15 protein-coding genes are annotated in these 12404 nt (G+C 31.2%); 9 read left to right on the top strand and 6 right to left on the bottom strand.

What is annotated here, in order from left to right:
- The 3 genes from rho to EL247_RS04605 form a co-directional block, all read right to left on the bottom strand.
- Positions 1-1314: a transcription termination factor Rho gene (gene rho / locus EL247_RS04615; RefSeq protein ID WP_005021088.1), complete on the bottom strand. Its 1314-nt coding sequence runs from the start codon at positions 1312-1314 to the stop codon at positions 1-3.
- Positions 1315-1483: 169 nt separating this feature from the next.
- Positions 1484-2089, bottom strand: coding sequence for a LysE family translocator (locus EL247_RS04610; protein WP_126442077.1), 606 nt, complete (start codon positions 2087-2089; stop codon positions 1484-1486).
- A gap of 9 nt (positions 2090-2098) precedes the next feature.
- A complete protein-coding gene (locus EL247_RS04605) occupies positions 2099-3010 on the bottom strand; it encodes an aspartate carbamoyltransferase catalytic subunit (protein WP_005021091.1) in 912 nt (303 codons plus the stop codon).
- Positions 3011-3143: 133 nt separating this feature from the next.
- On the opposite strand from EL247_RS04605, the gene EL247_RS04600 reads away from it, so the two are divergent.
- The 5 genes from EL247_RS04600 to cmoA are packed head-to-tail and all read left to right on the top strand — an operon-like array spanning position 3144 to position 7244.
- A complete protein-coding gene (locus EL247_RS04600; protein ID WP_126442076.1) occupies positions 3144-4475 on the top strand; it encodes a UDP-glucose dehydrogenase family protein in 1332 nt (443 codons plus the stop codon).
- Entirely contained in the window at positions 4469-4972 is a 504-nt protein-coding gene (locus EL247_RS04595) for a hypothetical protein (protein WP_104745274.1), read from the top strand. Before EL247_RS04600 ends, EL247_RS04595 begins: the two co-directional genes overlap by 7 nt.
- Positions 4972-5691 (top strand): 23S rRNA (cytidine-2'-O)-methyltransferase TlyA, encoded by a 720-nt coding sequence (gene tlyA, locus EL247_RS04590; protein WP_104745273.1) that lies wholly within the window; start codon positions 4972-4974, stop codon positions 5689-5691. Before EL247_RS04595 ends, tlyA begins: the two co-directional genes overlap by 1 nt.
- Complete coding sequence (locus EL247_RS04585; protein WP_104745272.1) at positions 5657-6547, top strand: bifunctional riboflavin kinase/FAD synthetase; 891 nt, start codon at positions 5657-5659, stop codon at positions 6545-6547. Before tlyA ends, EL247_RS04585 begins: the two co-directional genes overlap by 35 nt.
- Entirely contained in the window at positions 6540-7244 is a 705-nt protein-coding gene (gene cmoA, locus EL247_RS04580; RefSeq protein WP_104745271.1) for a carboxy-S-adenosyl-L-methionine synthase CmoA, read from the top strand. Before EL247_RS04585 ends, cmoA begins: the two co-directional genes overlap by 8 nt.
- Before the next feature lie 958 nt (positions 7245-8202).
- On the opposite strand, the gene EL247_RS04570 is transcribed toward cmoA, so the two are convergent.
- The 3 genes from EL247_RS04570 to EL247_RS04560 are packed head-to-tail and all read right to left on the bottom strand — an operon-like array spanning position 8203 to position 9890.
- Positions 8203-8556 carry a hypothetical protein gene (locus tag EL247_RS04570; protein WP_104745270.1) on the bottom strand — a complete coding sequence of 118 codons (354 nt, stop codon included), beginning with the start codon at positions 8554-8556 and terminating at the stop codon, positions 8203-8205.
- Between the two features lie 3 nt (positions 8557-8559).
- On the bottom strand, positions 8560-8874 hold the full coding sequence (locus EL247_RS04565) for a hypothetical protein (RefSeq protein ID WP_104745269.1): 315 nt from the start codon (positions 8872-8874) through the stop codon (positions 8560-8562).
- Positions 8871-9890 (bottom strand): hypothetical protein, encoded by a 1020-nt coding sequence (locus EL247_RS04560; protein WP_104745268.1) that lies wholly within the window; start codon positions 9888-9890, stop codon positions 8871-8873. The genes EL247_RS04565 and EL247_RS04560 overlap by 4 nt, the downstream gene beginning before the upstream one ends.
- 1271 nt (positions 9891-11161) lie before the next feature.
- Here EL247_RS04560 and EL247_RS04555 point away from each other — a divergent pair.
- From EL247_RS04555 to EL247_RS04540, 4 genes are all read left to right on the top strand, one after another.
- A complete protein-coding gene (locus tag EL247_RS04555; RefSeq protein WP_232019727.1) occupies positions 11162-11371 on the top strand; it encodes a hypothetical protein in 210 nt (69 codons plus the stop codon).
- Positions 11372-11447: 76 nt separating this feature from the next.
- Entirely contained in the window at positions 11448-11729 is a 282-nt protein-coding gene (locus tag EL247_RS04550; RefSeq protein WP_126442075.1) for a hypothetical protein, read from the top strand.
- A gap of 10 nt (positions 11730-11739) precedes the next feature.
- Positions 11740-12183, top strand: a complete 444-nt coding sequence (locus EL247_RS04545) for a hypothetical protein (RefSeq protein ID WP_126442074.1) — start codon at positions 11740-11742, stop codon at positions 12181-12183.
- Between the two features lie 2 nt (positions 12184-12185).
- Positions 12186-12401, top strand: coding sequence for a hypothetical protein (locus tag EL247_RS04540; protein WP_126442073.1), 216 nt, complete (start codon positions 12186-12188; stop codon positions 12399-12401).
- Positions 12402-12404: the final 3 nt, after the last annotated feature.

Genomic DNA, 12404 nt, shown 5'->3' with positions numbered 1-12404 from the left:
TTATTCCTTAGCGCTATCATTCATCATATTTAAAAACTCTTCATTGTCTTTGCTTTTTTGCATTTGGGAATAAAGAAAGGTAAGAGCATCAATTTCATTATTCATTTGATGGATGGCGTTTCTTAGCACCCATACTTTTTGTAGTTTGTCGTGTCCTAGTAACAATTCCTCTTTTCTTGTACCGCTTTTTAAAATATCCATAGCCGGATAGATTCTACGCTCTGCAATATGTCTAGCAAGGACAATTTCACTATTTCCTGTCCCTTTGAATTCTTCAAAAATCACTTCATCCATTCTAGAACCTGTCTCAATTAATGCAGTAGCAATAATCGTTAGTGATCCACCCTGTTCAATATTTCTTGCTGCACCAAAGAATCTTTTTGGTTTGTGTAGTGCATTTGCATCTACCCCCCCACTTAATACTTTTCCACTACTTGGAGTAGCGGTATTATAGGCTCTTGCAAGACGAGTAATAGAATCTAATAAAATCACAACATCTTTACCCATTTCTACCATTCTTTTGGCTTTTTCTACAACGAGTTCTGCAACACGAGTGTGGTTGTTTGCCGGCATATCAAAAGTAGAACTATACACTTCACCTTTTACGCTTCTTTCCATATCAGTTACTTCTTCTGGTCTCTCATCCACCAACAACACAATTAGTTCAATTTCTGGGTGATTTTTTGTGATTCCATAGGCGAGTTCTTTCATTAATTCTGTTTTACCTGTCCTTGGAGGTGCTACAATTAATGCTCTTTGTCCTTTGCCAATAGGCGCAAAGAGATCTAGCATGCGTCCTGTTATTTTTAAACCATTGTATTCTAATTTAATTTGCTCTGTTGGAAAAAGAGGGGTGAGATTATCAAAAAGAGGGCGATTTTTCATTTCATCGGGAGATTGATAGTTGATTGCTTCAACCTTTAGTAGTGCATAATATCTTTCTTGATCTTTTGGAGAACGCACTTGTCCTGTTACAATATCCCCATTGCGAAGTGCAAATCTACGAATTTGTGTGCTACTTACATATGCATCATTTTGTGATCCAGAGAAATTTTCATCAATCGCACGCAAAAAGCCATAGCCTTCACTTGTAATTTCTAAAATGCCAGTAAAAAGAATAAAGCCACCTTGGCTAACTTGTGTTTTTAAAATTTCAAAAATCAAATCTTGCCGTAAAAATTCTTGAGGGTTTTCAATCCCTAGAGATTTTGCAATATCGGCTAATTTATTGATAGATTTTGAACGTAAATCTTCAATAGTATAGCCTTCTACTGGGGTATGGGTACGCATTTTTTCTTTTTTGTTTTGAGACATTTTAAACCTTTAAAAGCAAAAACTTTGCAAATCAAAAAATAAAATCAAAAAGAATGGGGGATTTATCAATCTAGGGTTCCCTTAAAGCAGTTTTCAAAGTTTTGCAGAAATTAAAAGAGAATTTTATTCTAAAAGCTAAAAGTTGTCAAGTCAAAATAATATTAAAAGCCTATATTAATGCTGCAAAAAAGCCTTTTAAGCCCAAATAAAGCAACCAAGCCCCAAATCCTAAGAAGATTATGCTACAAACTTTATCGATTTTATCAAAAAGGCTGTTGTTGATAAAGCGTCTAAAAAAAGTCGCCAAAAAAATAACAAAAATAAATGCCAAAGATAGAGAGCTAAGCAAAACCAAAAAACTATTTTCTAGGTTATCTTGCATAAAAGGTGAAATGATTGTAGCAAAAAATAGTATTGCTTTGGGGTTTGAAAGATTGATAAATAAGCCTTTAAAATAGAGGAGAATATTTTTTTGCTTTTTTTGTGTGAAATTGATTTGATTTTTCTTTTTTCTAAAAAGCTCATAGCTAATACAAATGAGATAAATTCCCCCAATAAAGCTTAAAGAAGCTTGGATAATATCCCCTTGAATAAAACTTGAAAAACCAAAATAAATAAGGCTTAAAAAAACTAACCAGCCACTAAAGATTCCAAGGAATCCTAAGAATCCTTGTTTGAAACCAAGACTTAGAGTGTTCCTTAATACAAATAAAATATCAGGACCCGGGATTAGTGCAGTAGTAAATCCCAAAAGAAAAAGCATTCCTAATTCCATAGTTATTGCCTAAAAATAGGGAAAATTTTGATAGTTTTTGGGAATATTTTGTGTAATAAGGGTTTCTAATACCGCCATTCTTATGGCTACTCCATTGGTAACTTGTTCTAATACTTTAGAGCGAGAATCTCTTAGCATTTCATCACTAATATCGATATTTCTATGCACAGGACCGGGGTGCAATAAAATAATATTGCGTTCTTGTAACATTTCTTTGGTGATACAATAATCGCTTGCATAATCTTTAAGGCTAGAATAAATGGGGGAATTATGCCTTTCTGTTTGGGTTCTTAGACTCATTATTGCATCGACTTCATCAAGCACCTCTTTGAGATATAGGCAATGCCTTAGCGAAGTTTTGGGGATAAAATGAGGGGGACCTACCAAAATCACTTCCATTCCAAAACGACTTAAAAGCTCCATATTGCTATTAGCCACTCGAGAGTTTTTAATATCTCCTACAATGGCAATTTTTTTCCCTTCTAAATTCCCTAAATGCTTTTTTAGTGTCAATAAATCTAAAAGGGCTTGAGTAGGGTGTGCGTGCGCTCCATCTCCACCATTGACAATAGAGCAAGAAACATAATGTGAGAGAATATTTGGCACTCCTGCGCTTTTATGTCGCACTATAATGGCACTTGGTTGCATAGCATTAAGATTTGCTGCGGTATCAAAAAGCGTTTCGCCTTTGGAAGTAGAGCTTCTTGAAACATCAAGCCTAACAACATTGCCACCAAGCCTTTTTGTGGCAACTTCAAAACTAGAAAGTGTGCGAGTGGAATTTTCAAAAAAGATTGTTATGATAGTGTGATTTTTGAGGGAATTGCGTGGTTTTCCATCAAGAAACTGCTCTGCTAATTCAAGCAGCCTTTCTATCTCTTGTTTGCTAAAATCTTGCGTCTCAATCAAGTGTCGTGGCATAGTGTTTCCTTGAGTGGCTTTAATTGAGTTTAAATTATAATTTTAATTTCCTTTAAGCTTGCTTTTGTTTTGTATAAAGTTTTATGATAGAATCTCGAATTAAATTGATATTGATTGTAGAGAGTAGTAAAATATGAATATTGCAGTTATTGGGACAGGCTATGTAGGTTTGGTGAGTGGGACTTGCTTTGCAGAAATGGGGAATGAGGTTTATTGTGTAGATGTAATTCAATCTAAGATTGATGCTCTTAAAAATGGGCAAATTCCTATTTATGAACCGGGATTAGAAGAGCTTGTGAGTAAAAATTATAAAAGTGGGAATTTGCATTTTACTACTTCTTTGGAAGAAGCATTAAAAAAAAGCGAGATTGCTTTTATCGCTGTTGGGACACCTATGGGTGAAGATGGCAGTGCAGATTTACAATATGTTTTGGCAGTTGCTAGAGAGATTGGAGCAAAAATGCAGAATCCTCTTATTGTGGTTGATAAATCCACCGTTCCAGTGGGTACTGCCCAAAAAGTAAAAGAGGTAATTTTGCAAGAATTGCAAAAAAGAAATAAAGAGATTCAATTTAGCGTAGCAAGTAACCCAGAATTTCTAAAAGAGGGCGATGCGGTTAATGATTTTTTGAAGCCAGATAGAGTGGTTATTGGCGCAGAAGATGAATGGAGTAAAGATAAACTAAAAGAGCTTTATTCCCCTTTTAGTCGTAATCATGATAGGCTTATTATCATGGATATCAAAAGTGCAGAAATGACAAAATATGCTGCAAATGCAATGCTTGCAACTAAAATTAGTTTTATGAATGAAATTGCAAATATTTGTGAAGCAGTGGGAGCAAATGTCAATGATGTGAGAGTGGGAATAGGGAGTGATAAACGCATTGGGTATAGTTTTATTTATCCGGGTTGTGGTTATGGTGGAAGTTGTTTCCCAAAAGATGTGAAGGCATTGAGCAAGATTGCTTATGATGCGGGGGTGAATCCAAAAATTATTAATGCTGTAGAACAAGTGAATTTGGAGCAAAAAAAGATTCTAGGTAAGAAAATTGTCCAGCATTTTGGGGAGGATTTAAGCGATAAAAGCTTTGGTATTTGGGGGCTTAGTTTCAAGCCAGAGACTGATGATATGAGAGAGGCAACCTCTCTTGTTTTGATTAATGAATTAATAGCGCGTGGTGCAATTATAAAGGTTTATGACCCAAAAGCAATGGAAGAAGCAAAAAAATTTTATTTCAAAGAAACGCCAAATATTATTTATTGTAAAAGCAAATATGAAGCTTTAGAAGATTGTGATGCTTTGGTATTGGTAACAGAGTGGAAAGAATTTAGAAGCCCAGATTTTTTGGAAATTAAAGAAAGATTGAAAAATCCAGTGATTTTTGATGGTAGAAATCAATATAATGCAAAAAAATTGCAAGAGATAGGCTTTGTTTATTATGAAATTGGAGTTGGAAAATGTTGAAGCAAATCTTGCTTTTTTTGACTGTTTTTATGATTTTGGGTTGCCAAAAAATGTCAAGTGGTCTTGCACCATTAAAAACTGATGAATCTTATTTGCAAGCCACAAGAAAAACCGAATTGATTGTGCAGGGAAATACACAAATTGTCGTTATTGCAACTCATCTTAATGAATTTGATTGGATTAAATTCCCTAGAGAAGAGGGGGAGATTTTCTTTCTTGATGTGTATCAAACCCGTAAAAATGGCAAAGGGTTTTTGAAAAATGGCTATGAAATAAGATTGGCAAATGGCACAAAACCAAGCAAAATAACTCGACTTAAAAAAGAAGATTTAGAAGGAATGATTGCTCAAAATGCAACACAATGGGGAGAATATTATTGGGTAGAATTTCCTAAGCAAGATAAACGCACACAAGATAGAATGATTTTGGTGTTATCGCATAAAGATTTTGGTGAAAATACCCTAGAATTTGGTTTTAAGAAAATTAAAAAATATTAATGCGTTTAGATTTGTTTTGTGTGGCACAAGGATTGTTTAATTCTAGAAATAAAGCTCAAGAATCTATTCAAAAAGGCTTTGTTTATGTAGATGAAAAACAGATTCTTAAACCCGCTTATGAAGTATCTTTGGATTGCACTATTGCTTTAAAAGAGAGGCAAATATTTGTAAGTCGTGCAGGAGAGAAGCTTTGGAATTTTTTGGAAAAAAATCCCATTGATATACAAAATGCAAAAGCGTTAGATATTGGCTCTAGCACAGGTGGCTTCACGCAAGTGTTATTGCAAAAGGGGGCTAGGGATATTTATTGTGTTGATGTTGGCACAAACCAACTCCACAAGAGCTTAAGAGGGAATCCTAAAATTCATCTTTTTGAAAAAACAGATATTAGGGATTTTATCTCTAAAGTATCTAAAATAGAATTTGATATAATTGTCTGTGATGTATCTTTTATTAAGATTGAGCAGATTTTTTATGCCTTTAATCCATTGATTAAAAAGTGGTTAATTTTGCTTTTTAAGCCACAATATGAAGTGGGCAGAGAAGCCAAACGCAATAAAAAAGGTGTGGTGCTTGATGAAAAAAAGATTCAAGCATCACTCCAAGAGCTATTAGAGTTTTTAGAAAATCAGGGCTTAAAAGTTCTAATGCAAGAAGAATCTTCAATCAGAGGAAAAGAAGGAAATGCAGAGTTTTTTATCGCTTGTCAAAGAAGCTAAAAAGGCTAATAGTTTTACTAGTATTGCTTTGGGAAAATTTGATGGAATGCATATTGCGCATCAAGAAATTTTTAAGGCTTTGGATTCTAATGGAATGGTTTTGTGTATCGAATCTAATAGAGGGGAATTGCTGCCTAAGCCTTATCGGGATTTTTATTGTGAGTTTCCTATTTATCATTTGGCACTAGATATTATTAAAGAGAAAAGTGGCGAAGATTTTGTGCGGTTTATTTGTGGGATTTTGCCTAATCTTAAGCGGATTGTTGTGGGGTATGATTTTCGCTTTGGCAAAGATAGGAATTGCTATACTTTTGATTTGCAGAAATATTTTCAAGGCGAGGTTGTTGTCATCGAAGAAGTGTTTTGTAAAAAACTCTCTGTGCATAGTGGCTTAATCAAAGAATTACTTATCAATGGGAATCTCAAAGAAGCCAATAAGCTATTGGGAAGAAATTTTGAGATTCATGGCAATATTATTAAAGGGCAAGGGATAGGTAAAAGAGAGTTGTATGCAACTATTAATATTGAAAATGATGGTTTTATTTTGCCTCAAGAAGGCGTATATGCAGGATATATTCAACTAGGCAAACAAAGCCATATAACACCAAAATATCCTGCGGTAATTTTTGTTGGAAATCGTCTAAGTACCGATAAAGCTTTTGCGATTGAGGGGCATTTATTGGGAGTGGAAATAGAAGTCAAAGATAAGGAAGCTGGATTTTATTTTTATAGAAAAATTAGGGAAAATTATTATTTTGATAATCTTGAATCTCTCAAAATGCAAATCAAGCAGGATATTCAAAAAGCTTATAAAATACTCAAAATAGAAATTCCAAAAGAGGTGGAGAATGGATAAGATTTTTATGGAATCGCCCCAAAAGCAATTTGAATTTGATGAAAAAGTGGCTGGCGTTTTTGATGATATGGTAAATCGTTCTATTCCGCATTATAAAGAAGTGTTGGGGCTTATTGCAGATTTTGCTTTGAAATTTGCCAAAGAAGATTCTAATATCTTAGATTTAGGGACTTCCACAGGTTCTATGTTGATAGAAATTGCCTCAAAAGCGAGTTTTAAAGTCAATCTTTTTGGGATTGATAATTCTAGCTTTATGTTGAAATCTGCCAAAAATAAACTAGAAGCCTATGGAATGGAGGCTAAGCTCATTTGTGGAGATATTTTAGAAGAATCTTTTATGCAGTGTGATTGTATTATTGCTAATTATACTTTGCAGTTTATTCGTCCATTACAAAGGGAAAAATTGGCAAAAAAGATCTTTGATTCGCTTAATCCAGAGGGTGTATTTATTTTTTCTGAAAAGGTGATTTGCGAAAACAAAAAACTTGATTTTGAAATGATTGATTATTATTTGCAAAGCAAAAAAAAGCAAGGTTATAGCGAGTTTGAAATCACCAAAAAAAGAGAAGCATTAGAAAATGTACTCATTCCTTATAGCGAACAAGAAAATAAAAAAATGCTAAAAGATTGTGGTTTTTCACATATTGAAACGCTTTTTAGGTGGGTCAATTTCGCAACCTTTATCGCAATGAAATAACTTTATTAATATACTTTTTTGGGAATATTGCTATAAAATTTATTTTTGCAAATACAATATAGAAGAATCCATCATGCTAAATTATGTTAATTTTGTTATCACAGAGGAAATGACTTGAGAAATTGAGTGATTTTAGAGGCTTGTTATCTTTGTATTATGGATTTGATAGATTTGAGAAGTTTTTGTAGTGGGCTAGGATGTATGGAGATTATTATATTTTGCGGGGTTGCAAAATCAAAATTTTATATTTGACTTTGCTTATTCCATTCCTTTTTTAATATTGCAAATTGCATTGTGTTTTCATATAAAGGTGTGCCATCAGGATTGTTAATAAATGAAATAAATTCTTTAAATAAGCCTTCTTGTCGCATACCTAATTATAAAAACGCATTTTAAATCGAAGTTTTTCAGTTTTAAATCGAACCACTTTGATTTAAATTTGAAAATTTAAGTAATAATAAAGCTTGGTAATAGCAGATTCTAAAATTAACAAACTTATTGAAAATGTTTTTAATGAGTATAACTGTGAGGGGTATTTTAAAAAGTAGATGTAACTATCTCAAGATATTTTTAGCGAAAATCCCATAAATGCGATATTGATGCATATAAAAAGTGCCATTTAAAATTTCTGCAAACAAGTGCAAAAAATCCCAAATATCCCAAAAGCGTTTTTTACTCTCTATGATAGTTACATTTTTGCTTAAAATATTCTTATATTTTCTTAACCATGTAACTATCCCTATAAAACACTATATATCTATAGTTCAACCACTTTTTATATAAAAATAGCATGTAACTATCTATGGCTTTAAGGTTTGGAGGATAGTTACATAGAAAACTTAAAAAAATCAAACTTCGCTTTAAAATGTTCTCATTATTTTTTATACCAAATCTCTTTTAAGACAAAAAGTACACGCAATGATAAGAGTGTAATAATAAAGAAAATACCCAAAAATACTCAATCAAAGTATTTAGGGTAATGTTTTTTAAATATTTGAAATACTTCAGAAATTGTTTGCTCTTTACTATCTAAATTTTTATAAAGGATATCTTGTAGATCCATAACTAGAGAACCTAATAATTTTCTTTGAATCTTAATGCTTATAAATGAGATATCTTGAAGTTTTGATTTTCGTTTATCTCCTTTTGACTTATAAGCGTACTTTATTTCCTCGCATAAACTTTCTAATTTATCTTTGATTTTTTGCTCATGTTGTTCTTCTTTGTTTTGTTTATAATAAAAATGAGTAACGAGCCAACCACCCATTACTCCGCCAAAAGAATAAGCAAAATTTATTATAAAATCTATCAAAACTTATTTCCTTGCTAATACTTCTTTAATTGTATTGAGTAAGTCTTTTTCATCATCTGTCTTATCATCTATTTTAATATATTTATAAAACAACTCCTTGTTTTGACGAATTAATTTGCAAAAACTTGCATCAACAAAAGAATCAGAAAACGGCAATTCAAGATTATCAACCTTAATTAAAGTTTCTTGTTTTTTGTCAATCCATTTTGAGAGATAATTTTTTTCAAAATCTTCACCATTTTTCTCTTTATCATGCTCCGCATTTCTTGCATAAGGTGTTGATGTATATTCTTTTTCAAAATTAAATGTTATTATCATTTGGACTCCTCATTTAAAAGTTCTTTTATAGGCAATTCAAAACTTATCAATGTTCCAATTGCTTCATGTTTTTTAACTTTGTAACTATTTGAACTATATTTTGTTATGTTTTTATTATCAAAATATAGTTCATAAAAATCTTGCCTAGATACAATTTGCATTTTTGCTCCTTTGCATTTTTTTATACTCTCTTCTAATCTTTTTGTTCCATTACCTCTTCTAATATTTTCTCCAGAGTAGTTTCTATGTCTTTCGGCATTAGATTCAAATATAGTTTTTACATAATTTCCATTATGACGTTTTAATGCATCTGAAATTTTATCCTTAAAATTACTACGCTTTTTGATAGAGCCAGCAAAACCTATTCCTTGATCTAAAATTGCAAATTTTATCACATCTTCTTGAACTTCACCAGCTAAATATATTAACTCATTGGTATCGGCATGAGATTTTACATTGAGTAAAAGTTCATCAAATATTTTATTTAAATGTTTCTTTATATAAATGTTATTAGAAATATTAATTTTCTCAAGAGAAAATTCTACTATTCTTTTAGAAATTTCTAAAAGAATTTGCTTTAATTCTTCTTGATTATTGATGGAAGCTCTTAAAATACATATTTTACCTTTTTGATTTGGAGTAGATTTGTTACATAAAATTTGAAAAATACCAGTCTGAATAAACATATTTCTTATATTTTTATCTTTAGGCATTAAATACTTTTTGAAGTAAAAACGAATCTCTTTTGTTTTGCTAAAATATTCCAAAAGGCTCGTAAAAATTAGGCATAATCCTAAATCAAATTTTACTAATTTTCTAAAGCTAATTACAAAATCTTTTGGATTTTTTGAAAGTTTTATCACATCATCTATGATTTTGCTTATGTCTTCTTCATTGAGTTCTAATGATCGGTATTCAAACGGCTTATTTTTTCTATAAAGACTATTTCTTGTTATGTTTTTCTTATTTTTATTTTTCAAATGTTTTTTTGATTTGATATTTTGCCCTAATGACATTGCAATAATAACAATATTTTTTTAAACTATAAACCTTCCTCATGTAACTATTATATCATTAATTAAAATAAAATTATATTAATTATACATCATACTCGAAGTAAAATTTTCTTTTTAAAGAACTTAATAAACTTATTATTAAAACATGGTTAAATTATTTAAATCTCCTAAAAATATAAAAAAATAAACCCCAAAAGATTATATAAATAGAAAATATTAATTAATAAATAAAAATAACTCTTTCAAATCAAAAGTTTTTAATTGCCTTTTGTAATTTTATGTTTAAATTCTTTTTAGATTTGTGTCAATGGCTAAAAGTATTGATTTTTATGGATTTTTTGTAGTTTATTGGGGGGCTATGTCCCCCACGCACTCTCTTAAATGTGTCAAAAACTACAAAAAAGCTGGACAAAATAGCAGAAATCTTTGTTTTAAGCTTTGTAGAGATAGCAATAGTGGTTACCTTGTTAGCTCTTGCTATTCTTGAGCAGGTATCAAAATATCGCAACACTCTTGTTGGTAATTTTGTAATCGCTCTTGGTAACAATAACAGGGTAGCAAAAGTATGGTTACACATTGTGCTATCTATAAAGTAAGAAGCTTACTTGTTTAGTAGGTGGGCGATTCAAAGGTTAGCAAAGGACTTATATTTAATGATGTCCTTTGTTGTCAAATTTAAAGTAATCTCATTCACTGAATTTGGGATTGCAAAAAAAATGCTATCTTGTTTGAGATAAAACTGCTTGCATTGAGACTTTGTTCAAAGTGTTTTGAATGCAGAATCTTAACTACCAAAATAGTGTGGCATTCTCTCTTGTTTGGAGGGTAAAATTCTTGCTTGTGGGAGTTGATTAACGCTCCTAGCTTTTGAGTTTCTACCTTGTAGCTTGGTGAATTACCATCACTTAAGAAATAGTGTTCTTGCCTTGTTTGTGCAAGTAATCTATTTTAGGAAATAAGATAAATAAATCTTCATCTACTGCCTTGAGATAAGTAAAATACTTCTAAATACGCAAATTTACTCTTTTGGGTTAATGAGTGAATTTAACAATAAACAATTCCTTCTTGTTTCCTTCATTCTTATTATCAAAAGTATGGCATTAACGCAGAAAAAAGAACATAAAAATGAAAGGAGTTTTTATGTTTTATGTTGGGAAAAAGGCGATTTATAGTTCAAAATACTACGATTTGGGGAATGATGGAATGATCCTTCTAGATGGAAAAGCAATCGATGAATTACTTTGGATAAGGTATTGATATGAGGAGTAAAAATGGGAAATCGTTGCGTGATTTTAAATAAAGACAAAACAAAGGGAATTTATCAACACTGGAATGGTGGGCGAGATAGCATAGAGCCTTTGCTAAAAGTAGCAAAGGAAGAATACGAATTAAATAAAGATGGCTTTGATTTTGAACCTTTTAGTGCAATTTTAGAAGTATCTAAAAAGGTTGTGATACATAAAAAAGAATTAAGGACTTAAAAGATAAGGCGGAAGCTTTAGAGAGGCTTTTAAGTCAAAGAAGCTTATTTGAAAAATAAAGAGAGGGATTTAGATAATGAATAATGCTATTGAATTAAGAGAAGAGGACTTAAGAAGCGTCCTTTCTAACTTTGAAGAGGCTTTGGAAAAAATAAGCCTATTAAAAGAGGAGTTACCAAAAATAGAATCAAAGCTAAAAGATATTTTGGAAGATTCTAAGGAAATGGTTGCACTTGAAGAATTTGAAAAAAAGTATTTTAAAGGGATTTCTGTGGAAGACCTTTCATATTGTTTGAATGATTGTGTTTGTGAAGCTTATTTCAATATTAGCTATTTTGGTGGGCAATTATTTGAATAGGAGTTAAAGTATGAAAGACTATATTTTTGAAACATATTTAAAAAGGTTAGAAACTAGAGTAAAAGACTTAAAAGAGCACTATAGTAAGCTTGATGATAAGGATTCTAGTGATGATATAAAAAGGGCTTTTAGCGATGTCAATGTTGAATTAAGCTACGCTTTAACTAGCTTAATATCATCGCTTGAAATAGTGCAAGATGCTTTTAATGGAGATTCAAAAGGATTTCAATTAAAAAATTCTAAGCGTTTAATTGAGACTTTATTTGGGATAGCGGATAGAAGCATAAGGCTTGGGAATCTTGTTAGTGATTTCAAGCTGGGATTAGAAAAAGGTTTAAAAATTACAGAAGAGCAGTATCTATCTATTGAAAAGTTAAAAGCTGATTATGAAAAACTTTTCAAAAAAGTGGATGGCGATTTAAACATTATGAGAGAAGTTTTAGATAAGGAGTGAAAATGAAAATAAGTGAATTTATAGAGAAGTTGCAAGATTTCAAAAAAGAATATGGGAATTTGGAAATAGGAATTTGTAGGGCTAATCTATCAGAGAGCGATTATGAATATTATGCAGATATAGAATTACACAAAGTAAATTCTAAAGATACTAAGCTATTTGTGAAATATGATGATTACAAAATTAAGAGTGTTGAAAAATTTTGCGGAATGTATTAAGGA

The sequence above is a fragment of the Helicobacter pullorum genome (assembly GCF_900638355.1).
GTDB classification, from domain to species: domain Bacteria; phylum Campylobacterota; class Campylobacteria; order Campylobacterales; family Helicobacteraceae; genus Helicobacter_D; species Helicobacter_D pullorum.
Note: the sequence above shows the minus strand (reverse complement) of the source record. Positions and strands in the feature narration are given on the sequence as shown.